This window comes from Enterobacter sp. BNK-29 (assembly GCF_048684785.1).
Taxonomy (GTDB): Bacteria; Pseudomonadota; Gammaproteobacteria; order Enterobacterales; family Enterobacteriaceae; genus Enterobacter; species Enterobacter cloacae_M.
Map to the genome: position 1 here is coordinate 318,784 of NZ_JBLQTU010000004.1, position 15,579 is coordinate 334,362.

At 52.7% G+C, this 15,579-nt stretch carries 19 protein-coding genes; 11 read left to right on the forward strand and 8 right to left on the reverse strand.

Translation table 11 applies throughout. From position 1 onward, the window contains the following. Window positions 1-73: 73 nt before the first annotated feature. The 3 genes from ACMGGX_RS21125 (at window position 74) to ACMGGX_RS21135 (ending at window position 3,286) form a co-directional block, all read left to right on the forward strand. Complete coding sequence (locus ACMGGX_RS21125) at window positions 74-601, forward strand: GNAT family N-acetyltransferase (protein ID WP_063439375.1); 528 nt, start codon at window positions 74-76, stop codon at window positions 599-601. A gap of 118 nt (window positions 602-719) precedes the next feature. Next, the gene (locus tag ACMGGX_RS21130) at window positions 720-2,171 is read left to right on the forward strand and encodes a tagaturonate reductase (protein ID WP_420298928.1); all 1,452 of its coding nucleotides are present in this window, start codon (window positions 720-722) and stop codon (window positions 2,169-2,171) included. Window positions 2,172-2,371: 200 nt separating this feature from the next. Beyond that, on the forward strand, window positions 2,372-3,286 hold the full coding sequence (locus tag ACMGGX_RS21135; RefSeq protein WP_420298929.1) for a bestrophin family protein: 915 nt from the start codon (window positions 2,372-2,374) through the stop codon (window positions 3,284-3,286). Here ACMGGX_RS21135 and ACMGGX_RS21140 read toward each other — a convergent pair. Then, window positions 3,274-3,822 (reverse strand): GNAT family N-acetyltransferase, encoded by a 549-nt coding sequence (locus tag ACMGGX_RS21140; protein ID WP_420298930.1) that lies wholly within the window; start codon window positions 3,820-3,822, stop codon window positions 3,274-3,276. The two genes, ACMGGX_RS21135 and ACMGGX_RS21140, sit on opposite strands and share 13 nt — an antisense overlap. A gap of 117 nt (window positions 3,823-3,939) precedes the next feature. On the opposite strand from ACMGGX_RS21140, the gene ACMGGX_RS21145 reads away from it, so the two are divergent. The 6 genes from ACMGGX_RS21145 (at window position 3,940) to ACMGGX_RS21170 (ending at window position 9,410) form a co-directional block, all read left to right on the forward strand. Beyond that, complete coding sequence (locus ACMGGX_RS21145) at window positions 3,940-4,410, forward strand: GNAT family N-acetyltransferase (RefSeq protein WP_420298931.1); 471 nt, start codon at window positions 3,940-3,942, stop codon at window positions 4,408-4,410. A gap of 12 nt (window positions 4,411-4,422) precedes the next feature. Next, window positions 4,423-4,863, forward strand: a complete 441-nt coding sequence (locus ACMGGX_RS21150) for a GNAT family N-acetyltransferase (protein WP_126795355.1) — start codon at window positions 4,423-4,425, stop codon at window positions 4,861-4,863. 145 nt (window positions 4,864-5,008) lie between these two features. Further along, on the forward strand, window positions 5,009-6,004 hold the full coding sequence (locus ACMGGX_RS21155) for an alpha/beta fold hydrolase (RefSeq protein ID WP_032657053.1): 996 nt from the start codon (window positions 5,009-5,011) through the stop codon (window positions 6,002-6,004). A 44-nt stretch (window positions 6,005-6,048) separates the two neighbouring features. Then, window positions 6,049-6,789: a response regulator gene (locus tag ACMGGX_RS21160; protein ID WP_420298932.1), complete on the forward strand. Its 741-nt coding sequence runs from the start codon at window positions 6,049-6,051 to the stop codon at window positions 6,787-6,789. Then, window positions 6,786-8,084: an ATP-binding protein gene (locus ACMGGX_RS21165; RefSeq protein WP_420298933.1), complete on the forward strand. Its 1,299-nt coding sequence runs from the start codon at window positions 6,786-6,788 to the stop codon at window positions 8,082-8,084. Before ACMGGX_RS21160 ends, ACMGGX_RS21165 begins: the two co-directional genes overlap by 4 nt. Before the next feature lie 135 nt (window positions 8,085-8,219). Further along, on the forward strand, window positions 8,220-9,410 hold the full coding sequence (locus ACMGGX_RS21170; RefSeq protein WP_420298934.1) for a cytochrome c biogenesis protein/redoxin: 1,191 nt from the start codon (window positions 8,220-8,222) through the stop codon (window positions 9,408-9,410). 4 nt (window positions 9,411-9,414) lie between these two features. On the opposite strand, the gene tam is transcribed toward ACMGGX_RS21170, so the two are convergent. Further along, a complete protein-coding gene (gene tam / locus ACMGGX_RS21175) occupies window positions 9,415-10,173 on the reverse strand; it encodes a trans-aconitate 2-methyltransferase (RefSeq protein ID WP_420298935.1) in 759 nt (252 codons plus the stop codon). Window positions 10,174-10,557: 384 nt separating this feature from the next. On the opposite strand from tam, the gene ACMGGX_RS21180 reads away from it, so the two are divergent. Continuing rightward, window positions 10,558-11,196: an acyl-homoserine-lactone synthase gene (locus ACMGGX_RS21180; RefSeq protein ID WP_045354992.1), complete on the forward strand. Its 639-nt coding sequence runs from the start codon at window positions 10,558-10,560 to the stop codon at window positions 11,194-11,196. A gap of 14 nt (window positions 11,197-11,210) precedes the next feature. Here ACMGGX_RS21180 and ACMGGX_RS21185 read toward each other — a convergent pair whose 3' ends face one another. Next, window positions 11,211-11,903, reverse strand: coding sequence for a helix-turn-helix transcriptional regulator (locus ACMGGX_RS21185; protein ID WP_023311808.1), 693 nt, complete (start codon window positions 11,901-11,903; stop codon window positions 11,211-11,213). Between the two features lie 302 nt (window positions 11,904-12,205). Continuing rightward, on the reverse strand, window positions 12,206-12,790 hold the full coding sequence (locus ACMGGX_RS21190; RefSeq protein WP_033145559.1) for an NUDIX domain-containing protein: 585 nt from the start codon (window positions 12,788-12,790) through the stop codon (window positions 12,206-12,208). An 86-nt stretch (window positions 12,791-12,876) separates the two neighbouring features. Between ACMGGX_RS21190 and ACMGGX_RS21195 the strand changes: the two genes are divergently transcribed. After that, window positions 12,877-13,650 (forward strand): DeoR/GlpR family DNA-binding transcription regulator, encoded by a 774-nt coding sequence (locus ACMGGX_RS21195; protein ID WP_325760259.1) that lies wholly within the window; start codon window positions 12,877-12,879, stop codon window positions 13,648-13,650. Window positions 13,651-13,688: 38 nt separating this feature from the next. Here the strand turns inward: ACMGGX_RS21195 and ACMGGX_RS21200 are convergent, their stop codons facing one another. The 4 genes from ACMGGX_RS21200 to ACMGGX_RS21215 all read right to left on the reverse strand — a co-directional run bounded on the left by ACMGGX_RS21200 (window position 13,689) and on the right by ACMGGX_RS21215 (window position 15,568). Continuing rightward, window positions 13,689-14,051 carry an NUDIX hydrolase gene (locus ACMGGX_RS21200; protein WP_420298936.1) on the reverse strand — a complete coding sequence of 121 codons (363 nt, stop codon included), beginning with the start codon at window positions 14,049-14,051 and terminating at the stop codon, window positions 13,689-13,691. A gap of 148 nt (window positions 14,052-14,199) precedes the next feature. After that, the gene (locus ACMGGX_RS21205) at window positions 14,200-14,571 is read right to left on the reverse strand and encodes a VOC family protein (protein ID WP_063439387.1); all 372 of its coding nucleotides are present in this window, start codon (window positions 14,569-14,571) and stop codon (window positions 14,200-14,202) included. A gap of 87 nt (window positions 14,572-14,658) precedes the next feature. After that, window positions 14,659-15,087 carry a DUF4354 domain-containing protein gene (locus ACMGGX_RS21210; RefSeq protein ID WP_420298937.1) on the reverse strand — a complete coding sequence of 143 codons (429 nt, stop codon included), beginning with the start codon at window positions 15,085-15,087 and terminating at the stop codon, window positions 14,659-14,661. A gap of 37 nt (window positions 15,088-15,124) precedes the next feature. Further along, entirely contained in the window at window positions 15,125-15,568 is a 444-nt protein-coding gene (locus ACMGGX_RS21215; protein ID WP_420298938.1) for a PACE efflux transporter, read from the reverse strand. Between the last annotated feature and the right edge of the window lie 11 nt (window positions 15,569-15,579).

Below are 15,579 nucleotides of genomic sequence, written 5' to 3' on the forward strand. Positions count from 1 at the left end.
AGCGTATGTCCGATCCGTTTGCGTTAAGAAGATGTTAAATGCACAGTGACGGTATTCAACGTAAGGAAAAACAATGAATACCTCACTGCAAATCAAAAACCTCACCCGAGACGACATTCTCACCCATCTTGATGCGCTGGCCGGGATCCTCGAAAACTGTGTGAGCGGCGGGGCATCCGTCAGCTTTATGCTTCCCTTTAGTCTGGATAAGGCTCGTTCGTTCTGGCGCGGCATCGCTGAAAGCGTAGGGCGCAACGAGCGCCTCGTGCTGGCCAGTATCGACCCGCAGGACGGCGTCATCGGAACGGTGCAGCTGATCGTCGACCAGCCAGAAAACCAGCCGCATCGCGCCGATGTGGCGAAGCTGCTGGTTCACGAGAAAGCGCGCCGGAAAGGTGCCGCGATGGCATTGATGGAAGCGCTTGAAGCGGAGGCGCGGGCCAGAGATATTTCCGTTCTGGTGCTCGATACCTCCACCGGCAGCGGCGCCGAGACGTTCTACCAGCGCGCCGGCTGGCAAAAGGTGGGGGAGATCCCGCGCTATGCCCTGATGCCGGACGGCGCCATGACGGCCACGTCCGTGTTCTATAAGTTCTTATGATTATTTTGTACAACTACACCGTGGATTGATCAAAACAGGGTTTCTGGTCGTTAAGTTTTGATAAGTTATCGTACCAATCTTATCAGGCTGTATGACTAATCATAAAAGGAACCCTCTTGTGAACACGCTCAACCGTCGTGAGTTTCCCGGTGCTCAACACCCGGAACGCATTATTCAGTTTGGTGAAGGCAATTTCCTGCGTGCGTTTGTCGACTGGCAAATTGACCTGCTAAATGAACATACCGATCTTAACGCCGGTGTGGTTATCGTTCGTCCTATTCAGAGCGACTTCCCGCCGTCGCTGAACACTCAGGATGGTCTCTATACCACTATCATTCGCGGCCTGAACGGACAGGGTGAAGCGGTGAGTGAGAGCCGTCTTATCCGCTCGGTTAACCGGGAGATAGACGTCTACGGCCAGTATGATGCGTTCCTGAAACTGGCGCACAATCCGGATATGCGTTTTGTTTTCTCAAACACCACCGAAGCGGGTATCAGCTACCACGCGGGGGACAGATTCGACGATGCCCCTGCGGTGAGCTACCCGGCGAAGCTAACTCGACTGCTGTTTGAGCGTTATAGCCACTTCAACGGTGCTGCGGACAAAGGCTGGATCATTATTCCGTGCGAGCTGATTGACTACAACGGTGACGCGCTGCGTGAACTCGTCCTGCGCTATGCCCGGGAGTGGGGGCTGCCTGAAGCCTTTATCCAGTGGCTTAACGAGGCAAACAGCTTCTGCTCGACGCTGGTCGACCGTATCGTGACCGGTTACCCGCGCGACGAAGCGGCCACGCTTGAGGCTGAGCTGGGCTATCACGATGGGTTCCTGGACACGGCTGAACATTTCTATCTGTTCGTTATCCAGGGGCCGGCATCCCTTGCTCAGGAACTCCGTCTGGATAAGTACCCGTTGAATGTGCTGATTGTCGACGACATCAGGCCCTACAAAGAGCGCAAAGTCGCTATCCTGAACGGCGCGCACACTGCGCTGGTGCCGGTGGCATTCCAGGCCGGGCTGGATACGGTGGGCGAGGCGATGAATGATGCTGAGATCTGCTCGTTTGTCGAAAAAGCGATTTATCAGGAGATCGTTCCGGTCCTCGATCTGCCGCGTGACGAGCTGGAATCTTTCGCCAGCGCGGTAACAGGGCGTTTTCGCAACCCTTACATCAGACACCAGCTGCTTTCCATTGCGCTCAACGGCATGACTAAATACCGCACCCGCATCCTGCCGCAGCTGCTGGCAGGGCAGAAGGCAAGCGGACAACTGCCCGCGCGTCTAACGTTCGCGCTGGCTGCATTGATAGCGTTTTATCGAGGGGAACGTAACGGGGAAAACTATCCGGTGCAGGATGATGCATTCTGGCTGGAACGTTATCAGCAGCTCTGGGCGCAGCATCGCGACCAGCAGTTGAGCACCCGTGAGCTGGTACAGGCCGTATTGAGCGTGAGCGAGCACTGGGAACAGGATCTCACGCGGGTCTCCGGACTTGTCGACCAGGTCACCCTGGATCTTGACGCCATTCTCCTGAAGGGAATGCGCGCAGCGGTGAAACCCCTGTGCTAATGACGTCACCCGGCTTCGGCCGGGTTTAATTACATCTTAATTTAGTTACAACATACTATTTACTGTTTTTTTAAAACCACATGCAGCACCGTGCAGTTATCGCTAAACAGGTCATAAAATACAATGTTCCGTTAACATGCTTGCAACGGTGAGGGAGATCACGTTTAATAGCCACGCTCTTTTCCTTCCTGAAACTCACTATGATTGTTCGTCCTAAACAGCACTGGCTACAACTGATTTTTGTCTGGCACGGTTCGGTACTTCCCAAAATCTACACCCGACTGCTGCTCAACTTCCTGCTTTCTATCGCCGTTATCCTGATGCTGCCGTGGTATACCTCGCTGGGCATCAAATTTACCGTGGCGCCATTTAGCATTCTCGGCGTGGCGATCGCTATCTTTCTGGGGTTCAGAAACAACGCCTGTTATTCACGCTACGTTGAGGCTCGCCTGCTGTGGGGGCAGTTGATGATAGCGGCACGCTCGCTGTTTCGCGAGGTAAAAAACACCTTGCCTGACGATAAGCACCTGGGGGAATTTGTCCGCCTGCAGATTGCTTTTGCCAACTGCCTGCGTATGACCCTGCGCCGGGACCTGAACGCCGAAAAGCTCTCTCGCTATCTTGCCCCGGATGATTTACGCCACGTGATGAGCGCCAACTCGCCGGCGAACCGTATTTTACTGATCATGGGGGAGTGGCTGGCCGTGCGGCGGCGAAACAGCCAGCTTTCAGACATCCTGTTCCACAGCCTGAACAACCGTCTGAACGATATGTCCATCGTTCTTTCGGGGTGCGAGCGTATTGCGACAACGCCGGTGCCGTTTGCCTATACGCTGATTTTGCACCGCACGGTGTATCTGTTCTGCATCATGCTGCCGTTCGCGCTGGTTGTAGATCTGCACTACATGACGCCGTTTGTCTCGGCGCTGATCTCCTACACCTTTATCTCGCTGGACACCCTGGCGGAAGAGCTGGAAGACCCGTTCGGCACAGAAGATAACGATCTGCCGCTGGACGCCATCTGCAACATGATAGAACGCGATCTGCTGCAGATGAACGATGAAGAGAACATTCCGGAAAGGCTGATGCCGGATAAGCATTATCAGCTGACCTGACGGGCATTCCACTCGTCGCGGGTGATTTCCCACAGTTCAGAATCCAGCATGCCGCTGACGTAGGCTTTTTGTTCCGTTCTGATAAGCCGCATGCCGCTACTGTCTGAAATACGCCGGGAGCGGCTGTTGGCGGCGGCTTTCGGGGCGCGTAACACGGGTTTGTTTAGGGTATTAAACCAGAAATCCGTCGCGACAATGCTGGCCTCTCGCATGTATCCCTGGCCCTGAAACTCCGGTGCCAACCAGAATCCACGGTTGTTATCTTCAACGTCATACAAACAGATAATACCCATCAACTCATCCGGCACCAGGCGACGACGGATGCTCCAGAACCAGGCTATTCCTTTTGCCATATCCGGCAGCGCCACGTTGTTGACATAGTTTTCCGCGCCGTTATCCGGGTAGGGCCATGGCACGGAAGAGACCATATAGCGGACAATCTCCCAACGCGGATAAAGCTTTTGTATCTGAGGCGCATCTTCGGCAACCAGCGGTTTTAGCAGTAAGCGTTCTGTCGTGAGCGTCGGTATCTTCATCCGCGGATCTCCATATTTAAGCGTTATGCTTTTGTTTGCGTTCTGGTATTTTCATCTTTACGGCACTCTATCCCAGTGAGCTCTTTTCCCATACTACTAAGAATTGCAGAGGTCATCATGGCATTAAGACGGGCAAACCCACAGGAAGCCGAAATACTCTGGAATATTCGCAATCAGGCGATTCGTCACGGCTGTAAAACTAGCTACGACGCCGACGTCATTGCGCGCTGGACGCCGGATCTCATGCCCGAACGCTATCGGCAGATGGTCATTGAATACCCTTTTTACGTGGTGGAAGATGAAAAGGGTGATATTGCGGCAACCGGCTATCTGGATCTGGATACCCACTGTCTGGAGGCGATATTCACCTTGCCCGCGGCATTCGGTAAAGGCATGGCGACCCGGATAATCGAGGCGCTAAAAAATGAGGCCCGCACCCGGGGGATAGCCCGCCTGAGGCTGGATGCAACGCCTAACGCCCAGTCGTTTTATCAGAAGCTGGGGTTTGTTACGCTGAGCGAAACCTATCATCACTCGCGTATGGCAGGTGTTGATTTACGCTGTTTCGAAATGGCGATCGATTTGTAATGTGAGGAACACATGGCTGTCACGGTAAGACCTCTATGCGAAGACGATTACTCCCAATGGCGACCGCTTTGGGATGGCTATACCCATTTTTATGATTGCTACCTCGAGGAATCCGTCACCGCATCGACATGGGAAAGGGCGCTCTCAGCGCATTCCCGGATGTTTTGCCGGGTGGTCGAGAAGGACCAAAAGGTCATCGGTTTCGCAATGTGCATTCTGCATGAAGGAACCTGGTCAACGGCCCCCGTTTGCTACCTGGAAGATCTGTTTGTTGATGCCGACGAACGCGGGGCGGGAGCCGGTAAGGCGCTCATTGATGCTCTGATTGAGGAAGGCAAGCGCGAAGGGTGGTCAAAACTGTACTGGGTCACCCGGGAGAACAACCCGGCGCGTAAACTCTATGACAAATATGGTGAGGCTGACGACTACGTCCGCTATCGCCTCTCCCTTTAAGGCGACAACGCCTGTGTTTGTATCACACTGTATCTGCGTCCCGGATACATACACAGGCTTGCAATAAACCCGCTTTCGCACATATCCGCTATACATTGCCGTGTTGTTATATCCCCGTGAATTGTACTCAACCGGAGATACCAACATGTTTAGCAAATTCGCGTACTCAACTCTCGCACTGACCGTTTCGCTTGGCACCGTGATGTCCTGTCAGGCCGAAGTTACCGGCACAACTTTCGCGGCAGCCTTTGATCATCCACAGCAAATTAACGCCGGCGATCTGAATGTCGGTTATGTCGACATCGGCCCGAAAAATGGCCAGCCGGTTATTTTACTGCACGGCTGGCCGTACGATATTCACAGCTACGCCGACGTCGCCCCCGCGCTTGCGGCAAAAGGCTATCGGGTGATTGTGCCTTCTCTGCGCGGCTACGGCACCACGCGCTTCCTGTCAGCCAAAACGCCGCGCAACGGCCAGCCTTCAGCCATGGCGAAAGATATTGTGAACCTGATGGATGCCCTGAATATTAAGCAGGCGGTATTTGCAGGATATGACTGGGGCGCTCGTACGGCGGATATCGTTGCGGCGCTGTGGCCAGAGCGCGTTAAGTCACTGGTGTCGGTGAGCGGGTATCTCATCAGCAGCCAGCAGATTGGCAAACAGCCGCTGCCGCCAAAAGCGGAGCAGCAGTGGTGGTATCAGTTCTATTTCGCCACCGCGCGCGGTGCTGAGGGCTATGCCAAAAACACGCACGACTTCGCGCGCTTAATCTGGTCTCAGGCCTCGCCTGACTGGAAATTTAGCGATGCTGTTTTTAACGCCAGCGCCAAATCCCTCGATAATCCGGATCACGTTGCCGTGACGCTCAGCAACTATCGCTGGCGTTTAGGGCTGGAAAAAGGCGAGCGCAAATACGACAGCTACGAGCAAAAACTCGCTACGCTGCCGAATATCACCGTTCCAACGATCACCATCGAAGGCGGAAACAACGGTGCACCGCATCCGGCACCGCAGGCCTACGCGGGTAAATTTACCGGTAAATATGAGCACCGGACCTTCGGGGCAACCGTGGGGCACAATCCGCCACAGGAAGATCCGCAGGATTTCGTCAAGGCCGTCGTTGACGCTGACAAGCTCTGAAATGTGCTATTTTCAGTACGTTACCCTTCGGTCTGGAGATTTCGGTGGAGCATATTGATCATATCCTTGTCGTCGATGACGACAGGGATATTCGTGAACTGATTGTCGATTATCTCGGTAAGTCTGGCTATCGCGCGACGGGCGCGGCCAACGGCAAAGAGATGCGCGTCGTGCTGGATAAACAGCATATCGACCTGGTGGTGCTGGATGTCATGATGCCCGGCGAAGACGGCCTTACGCTGTGCCGAGAGCTACGCGTCGGGAAATATAAAGATCTGCCCATCCTGATGCTGACGGCCCGCAATGAGGAGACGGACAGGATCCTGGGTCTGGAGATGGGCGCGGATGACTACGTGGTGAAGCCGTTTGTCGCCCGCGAACTGCTGGCGCGTATCAAAGCGATTTTACGGCGTTTTCGCACGATGCCGCCCAATCTGCAGGTGACAGAAGCCGGGCGGCTGGTAATGTTCGGTGAATGGCAGCTCGATACCGTCGCCCGCCACTTAATCGATCCGGAAGGGGTGATCGTCGCGCTCAGCGGGGCGGAGTATCGCCTGCTGCGCGTTTTCCTTGACCATCCTCAGCGGGTGCTGACCCGCGATCAGCTGCTCAACCTGACGCAGGGGCGAGACGCCGAGCTGTTTGAACGTTCTATCGACCTGCTGGTTAGCCGGGTCCGTCAGCGCCTGAACGAAGATGCCCGCACGCCCGCCTATATCAAGACCGTGCGCAGCGAAGGCTACGTTTTTACGATGCCGGTCACCATCAAAGAGGCTAACGAATGAGGTTCTGGCCACGCTCGCTGCTGGCCCGCTTGCTGCTCGTCGTGCTGTCCGGCCTGCTGCTGGCCAACGCCCTGAGCCTGACGCTGGTCATGATTGAACGAATGCACAGCGCCAGAACGGTGATGCTCGGTAATCTGGAAAACGACGTCGCAACCAGCGTCGCCATTTTAGACCGCTTACCGGCCAGCGAACGCGCGGCGTGGCTGCCGCGCCTCGAACGGGGCAACTACCGCTATATTCTGGGGCCGGGAGAGCCCGGCAACGCGCCGACGGATAGGCGTTCGCAGGACGCCATCCGAACCTTAAAAGCGACGCTCGCGACACAGTACCCGCTCAGCTTCACCGCCGTCCCTGGTGCCGTTTCACACATCCAGGCGCATCTGACGCTGCGCGACGGCGCGCCGCTGACCATTGACCTGATCCCGCGCATGCCGCCGGTCGCCAGCTGGCTGCCCGTAGTGCTGATCCTGCAGCTGCTGCTGTTGGCTGCGTGCGCCTGGATTGCCGTGCGGCAGGTGGTGCGGCCTTTTTCACAATTTACCCGCGCGGTGGATTCGCTGGATCCGGCGGCCAGCACGCCAATGACGGAGAAAGGTCCGCTTGAGGTGCAGCGTGCAGCGCATGCTTTCAACGCGATGCAGGCGCGCATTCAGTCTTATCTCCGGGAGCGCGCGCAGATCCTGGCGTCCATTTCTCACGATCTCCAGACGCCGATTACCCGCATGAAGCTGCGCGTCGAGATGGCAGGGGAACCTGAACTTCGCGACAAGCTCCTGCACGATCTCGATAGCATGACGCGTCTTGTTCGCGAGGGTATTGCGTATGCCCGGTCATCAGAATCGCTGGAAGAGACCCCGCTGAAGCTGGAGCTGAACGCCTGGATCAACAGCATCGCCTGCGATTATCAGGACATCGGTAAAAACGTGCAGCTTCAGGCAAACGATACTCGCTTACCGATCGTTACGCGTCCGCAGGCGCTTCGCCGGGTGATGACCAACCTGCTGGATAATGCCCTTAAGTTCGGTGAGTATGCCGTCATTGCGATTGATGATTCGTCTTCCACAGAGGTGGTGATTCACATCACGGACGGCGGGCCGGGAATACCCGATGACGAACTAGAGGCGGTATTACAGCCGTTTTACCGGGTGGAAACATCGCGCAATCGCGATACCGGCGGAACAGGACTCGGACTGGCGATTGCCGCGCAGCTCACCGCTCAGCTGGAAGGAAAGCTCAACCTGACGAACCGTGCCGAAGGCGGGCTGGATGTTTCCATTACGCTACCGCGCCGTTAATTGTACGGCTTTGTATCTCCCGGCCCGGGTGATACAGAGCCAGACAAAACCTGCTTTTTTACACATATCCTGAACACATCCGCACGATGAAATAGCCTCACTGCAGCGTCGCAGGACTTGTATTGTGAGGTGTCTATGTTTCTGGTAATCGCTTTTCTGGGCGGGATGATAAGCCTGCTCAGTCCATGTACGCTCCCGGTTATTCCGCTCCTGTTCGCCGGTTTTCAGGGACAGCGACGACATATTCTGGCCCTGCTCGCGGGGATGATCGTGATGTTCACCCTGGTGGCGATGGCCGTCACCGTCGCCAGCGAGTGGATCGCAGAGGCAACCATCGTCGGGCGCTGGATCGCTCTCGTTATTTTGGCCACGGCCGCGCTGGCCTTAATTTTTCCGTCATTCGCCCAGCGTATTGCGGGTCCGGCCGTCAGCGCGGGAAATGTCCTGAACACCCGAAGCGGGCAAACGCGCGGTATGGCATCGGCTTTTCTGGCCGGGCTCGCGGTGGGGCTGCTCTGGTCTCCCTGCGCCGGCCCCATACTGGGCGCCATTTTCAGCATTAATATCGCGGGCCATTCGGCCGCTACGACGGGCGCGCTGCTGGCGGCCTACGGCAGCGGATGCGCGCTGATGCTGAGCCTGCTCGTTTTCGGCGGCCGCACGCTGATGGCGCCGCTAAGAGCAAAATCGGCGCTGATGGAAAGGCTGCGGCAGGGGGCTGGCGTGGCGATGCTGGCGGCAGTCGTATTTAACGCGACAGGAATGACTTCGCTTCTGAAAGGAGCAAACGGCGTTGCGGATCGTCTGGAGACAACACTTTTGACGCTGGCGAAACCCACAGCCGCGCCGGTGAAGCTCCGGCCAGTCGTGATGACAGAGCCCAGCAGCCAGCTGCCTTCGTTAAGCGGGGGAACAGGGTGGATAAACGGTGACCCTGTCACGTCTGAATCCCTGCGAGGGAAGGTGGTATTAATTGATTTCTGGACGTGGGATTGCATTAACTGCCAGCATACGCTTCCCCATGTGAGAGACTGGGCCACGAAGTATCAGTCTCAGGGGCTGGTCGTGATTGGGGTTCACACCCCGGAATATCCCTGGGAGAAGCCGCTTTCGTCGGTAAAAACCGCGGTGGAGAAATGGCAGCTGCCGTATCGGGTTGTGACGGATAACAACTATCAAATCTGGAACGCTTTCGGGAACCAGTACTGGCCAGCGCATTACTATTTCGATGCCAAAGGCCAGCTACGCTATACCGCCTTTGGCGAAGGAGATTATGCGCAGCAGGAAAAGGTCATCCAGCAGCTGCTGAAAGAAGCCAGGTCATAACCCGTCAGGGCTGGCGTTGCGCCATGATAAATAGCCGCGGAAAAGCGAGCAGTATCTGCCCATTCTCCTGGAGCGGATACTGCTCTTCCAGCAGTTCATGGTAGCGTTTCAGGAAACGTTTCTGCTCGCTCTCGTTCAGTTCCTGGAGCCACGGACGCAAGCCGGTGGCGCTTACCCAGTCAATAATGGCCTGGTGCGAGCTCATTTTATGGAAATAGGTTGTCCGCCAGATATCCACGTCACAGCCCACCTCCGACAAGATGTCGTAATAGGCATGCACCCCCGGGAGAGGTTCACGGCCGCGGTCAGGGTAGTCTTGCTCCAGCGCCACTTCACGCATCGCTACGTGAGTGGGTTCAAGCCAGTTGTCAGGCATCTGGATCGCTAATACGCCGTTAAGCGTGAGTAAAGAAACGAGATGAGGCAGGAGGTCGTAATGGTCAGGAACCCATTGCAGCGAAGCGTTGGCATAAATCAGGCTCAGCGGCTGGCCAGGCTTGTACTGGCGGATATCGGCCTCAACAAAATGGCAGCCTGGCAATGCGGCTCTTGCTTCCTCGAGCATTGCAGGGGAGTTGTCGACCCCGGTAATGTGCGCCGAAGGCCAGCGATGCTTCAACAGCGCGGTGCTGTTTCCCGGCCCGCAGCCTAAATCAGCGATGGTGGAGACCTCATCCAGAGGAATTCTGGCGAGCAGTTCTGCGGCAGGACGCGTTCTTTCCGCGCCGTATTGCAGGTAAAGAGAAGGATTCCAGTCGGCCATTTTGGTTCTCCGTTTAGCATGCTTCTGCAAGAGTAGCACAGCAGTGAGAACAGAGATAATAGGGGAAAAAACAAGGAAAAGGAAATATTACCCCTTAAATTCTTAAGGGGCAATACTTTAATTGTAATTATTTTATGATTATCGTTTTTTAATATTTTATCGGCTAAGTGCTTCTTACGCTCTGTACCCGAAACTATAAATATTAGATAATCATGAATGGATATATCCCTGGTGTTTCGTAGGTCTTTGACCTCCTGGCCACTGAGTTTCACGAGGACTTAGTGGCCGGGTACTTTTCAAGTATAAGGAATACCATGCACAATGAAAGCTGTCCTAAAAGACAGGGGATAATAGTTTCAGGTGTTATTATCAGGAATAAGAGCAATGAATTCTGTTATTGAGTTTTTTTTGCATGATTACGATGATTTACCGTCAGCATTAGCCCGCGAACTCTTCCGACTCAGGAGAAAAACCTTTCGGGACCGACTCGACTGGAAAGTTGAATGCGTTGAAGATATGGAAAAGGATCAATTTGACAACCCAAACACGACATACTTGTTGGGTATGTATGAGGGAGAGTTGTTATGCGGCGCGCGATTCATTAACTCGACGCATCCGACGATGATAAGCGAAATTTTTCACAATTATTTTGCCGAAACCATTATTTTACCGACTGATGTTCCCTGCTGTGAAATTAGCCGTTTATTTTTAGATAAAGAAAGACGAGACTCCTCAAGTCTGCAGGGGGTGCCCGCCAGTAAGGCATTGTTTCTTGCGATGAATATTTATTGCATTAAGAATAAATATCATGGAATGTACGCAGTAGTCAGTCGTGGTATGTATGCTATTTTTCGCCATGCAAACTGGAAAGTTGAAGTTATTCAACGCGGCCTGTCTGAAAAAGGGGAGGTTATTTACTATATATTTATGCCTGCCAGTATCAACATTATTGAAGACATTATTAGCAAAGATAAATCCAGTCACTGGCTTCGCGAAATGCTGGAGCATTTACGCCACTTATAACCAGTGGCTGAGGCTCAGTCGTCCAGTAATCGTAGTTCTGTTCCAAGTTTAATTGCGTGTCTGGCATTATTCACACCGAGTTTTTTCATTACATTCCCCATATGGAATTTAACGGTGCGTTCAGCAATAGACAAAATAACAGAAATTTCTGCGTAGGTTTTCCCGGCGCTGACCCATTTAAGGATTTGTCGCTCACGTGGTGACAGAAAAACATTCTTTTTCTGTTGATGCTGGCTATAGAGATTGAGTGTCTTCTGATGCAGTTGAACAAGGAAGCTTAGAAATTGTGGCCGATATTTTTCTATATCAATACCAGAATGCTTAGGACTGATGACGGATAAGACGACAAGATTATTCAGATAGTCATGCAGAGGGAACGTCTGCCCCTGGTAGATATCATACTGGACGCTTTCGTTGAAAATGCGCGTCAGGTTATAACCATCAGACAGGATGACATCACTTTCCCAGAAAAAATCTTCAACACAGCGCAAAGCCCGAATGATAACAGGGTCAATGAACTGATATTTCCTGTCGAGGTAGATATCAAACCACTCGGGGCTGTTATTGATTATCCGCATCTGTGAAGGATCTTTCTTGTTCATAATGGCGTAGGCGAAGACGATCCCTTTGAAGTCCTCAAAAAACGCGTCCAGCTCACTCTGAATTAGCGTATTGATCGCTATGTCGTTGTAATATGTATCCTTCACGTGAGTTGCTTGCCTCCTGTTCGAGTGGAGGAGCAAGTATAATATGCTTCGTTATCTGTAGCGAGTCGCATTTTAATCCAGCCAACAGATAAGACAGGCTACCTCAACTGGTAGCCTGGCCAACGTGTGGCATTTCTAATGGTAAATGCAGATGACTCGGCGAATTTTTGAAGATTTTGTCAAATCCCGAAATAGTTCACTAAATATAGTAGGCTGCAAAATTTAGGAGGTTTTCCGCTTTACATTTGAGTAATGGACAAGCGTACCGACCCAGATTCAAATTCAGGATTTTAACCCGCGGTCTACATAATGCCTTTAAGAGCAATATGATAAAGCAGCATGATGGTTTTACCGTCGACAATCTTGCCTGTTTCAATGCCGCGTAATGCCTCTTCAAGCGTCATTTCCAGCACGTCGATATCTTCTCCCTCAGCCTTGATCCCGCCGCCTGCGCCGGTTCTGTCTTTCGGCTGGTACTCGGCAAGATAAAAATAAAGTTTTTCCGTGACGGAGCCCGGGCTCATATAGGCTTCAAAGATTTTCTGCACGCTCGAAACCTGAAACCCTGTCTCTTCTTCCGCTTCTGCTTTTATGCGGCTTTCGGGATCCATGTTGTCCAGCAGTCCCGCCGCGGCTTCGATTAAATCGTCCTCATGGCCGTTGATAAAGACAGGGAAGCGGAACTGGCGCGTCAGGATCACCGTTTTTTTCTCACGGTTGTAGAGAAGAATAGTCGCGCCGTTGCCACGGTCGTAGACCTCTCGTTGCTGTCGTTGCCATTCTCCGTCACGGCGCTGCAGGTCGAAGGTGTACTTTTTAAGGTTGTACCAGTTATCTGACAGGGTTTCACTGTCAATGATGCGCACATCTGCACGTTTTGATTGCACGTTTGTTCCTCCTTACGTAGAGTAATTATCATAAACAGCATTATCGTGCACATTCAAGATAAAACATGCAACATCAGGAATTCATGATGCTCACCAGTCAGCGAAAACAATTGATCCTCGAAAAGCTCGGCACCGAAGGCCAGGTCCAGTCAAAAGCGCTCAGCATGTTCTTTGATGTCTCTGAAGACACCATTCGGCGTGATTTACGCGAGCTGGCGGCAGAAGGGCGTTTGCAGCGCGTTCACGGCGGCGCGCTGCCGTCATCTTCTGCTATTGCTCCCTTTGCTGAACGGCAATCCGTGAAAATGGATGCGAAAAAACGGGTCGCCCGCAAAGGCGCGCAGCTGATTTCATCAGGGCAGGTGGTGATCGTTGACGGCGGCACGACAACTTCGGAGCTGATTACGTTTTTCCCTCCAGACCTGCGCATCACGGTGGTTACGCACAGTCCGAGCATCGCCTTGGGGCTTGTGGATCATCCGTCCATCGAGGTGATTCTGATCGGCGGTCGCTTGTATAAGCACTCCATTGTCGCGGTCGGCGCTGCGGCCATCGAAGGCATCGAAAATATTCATGCAGATCTATTCTTTATGGGCGTGACCGGGATCCATCCTGAGGCGGGGCTGACAACCGGCGATTTCGAAGAAGCGTGCATCAAACGTGCATTTTCCGGCAGAGCCGCGGAGACAGTTGTCCTGGCTTCTCCGGAAAAGATCAACACAGCGTCTTCGTTTGTGATTGGCGATGTGTCATCGGTGAATACCATTATCGTTGAAGACAATACCGATAAGGAGTGGATCCGCGCGGTATCGGAAAAGGGGGTATCCGTCGTGTTGACCTCAGAGAGTGACACTCTCTGATAGCCAGCCTGTGCTCACAGGCTGGCTGGCGGACTGCCTTAAGCCTCAGGAATATTCTCAAGTGCGGTATAAACCTTCAGGCCATATTTGCGGGCGACCTCAATGTCCATATCGGCACCTTTAGACGCACCTGCAATACGATAAATGGCATCACATTTAGCTATTAGCCGGTGAGCAACGGGGTACAGCATCGCTTCACTGATTTCATCACCAACCGCTTTCGATCCTGCGGCTTTTGCCAACGGCAAAGCCAGCCATTCGCCAATGACCGGGATGTGACCCCGCTGGTAAACGGCTAGTGCTGCGCTTTCGAGACGCGCCAGATTATCATCAATGCGTGCCTGAACGCCTTCGGTTCCGCTGCGATAGGGGCCAGCAATTAAAATTAGCTGTTGTGTCATAGTACCTCTGTCAGTGTTATTGCATGAAGTTGCACGTTTACTGCCGATACCATACGGGATTTTGGCCGCGTTATGAAATATTTTCGTGCATTATCGTGCAAAAAAATGCATGACAGATCATTTAATCGCTTCTGACAGAAGGGCTGAGCTACAGACTTTCCGGCGCATGGCACACCGCCTCGATATTGTGGCCATCGGGCGAGATGACAAACGCGGCATAGTAATTTTCACCGTATGACCTCAGCCCCGGCCCGCCGTTATCGCGTCCACCTGCGCGCAGGGCGGCATGGTAAAACGCATCGACCTGCTGGCGCGTGTCGGCCACAAACGCCAGATGCAGAGGAGCAGGTTTTTCATTTGTCTGAAAAAGACAAAGCGAAACGTCGCCTGAACTCATTTCGACACCGTAGTCTGGCGTTCCTTCATCAATGAGTTCTACACCAAGCGGCTTAAGCGCATGGAGGAAGAAGGTTTTACTTTTTTCATAATCACTGACGCCGAATTTCACATGATCGAACATGGTTCCTTCCTTTATGAGATGGAGAAATAACCAGTATAGAAGGAGAGTGGGGCGAACATACGAAAGAACGTGTCAATGTGACAGTCATCAATTTATGCAGTCTTTTCCGATGCCGAAACGGACAAATGGCATATTTAAAACGTCAGGGTTTGAGCTGGAAAAATAGACCAATCCGGTTCTGTTGTCCCGTGGGTTGTATTTTTTCAACATCTCAAGCTCAATGCCGGTGCTCATAAATGTTTTTCCGTTTTTATCAAACAAGAAGAAACACATCTTATTATCTTTGCCCGGCTCAATACTTTTACCCGACGCGTTATCAAGCGTAACTTTATAGCTGACCATATATTTTGCTTCGCCCGTTGTACTGTCCCATTGGCTTCCCTGAGACTCTTTTTGAGCGAAAATGGTTATCCCGTTGAGCTTGTCGTCATGGCTCTCTTTCTGAGCGGCCAGAGCCGTCCTGGCGGCGGACAACGCTAACGCAAGACAAATTCCTTTAGTCAGGAGACTTCGCATTTTTCTTCCTCTTCATTTTTTACATTGATTCACTTAGCTATAACGCCGAACGCTTTCGTCCAACGAACGTCCAGCGCAGATAATCGTAAAGCCAGTTAAACAGCATCGTATAGGGCAGGAAAAACAGCACCAGACCAATCTCAACAAAAAATGCCTCAGCCACGGTCAGGTTCAGCATAACCATTGCCACAGGGATTAAGGAGATGATAAGTCCCGTTTCAAAACCAACCGCATGGATTGCGCGAACGAAAAATGTGCGCTGAAACTGATGTTTTTTCTGCAGGGAGTCAAAGAGCTTATTAAAAATAAAATTCCAGACCGTTGCGGTAAGGGCGGATATCACGGACAACGAGCCTGCCTGGAGTACCGACACGTTCATCAGCCAGGCGAGAGACAGCGCGATGATAACGTTGGCCGTCACTTCAAAAATGACAGCATGGAAAACTCTCTCTTTAACACTCTTATTTAATTCAATTTCCATTTGCTTACGGC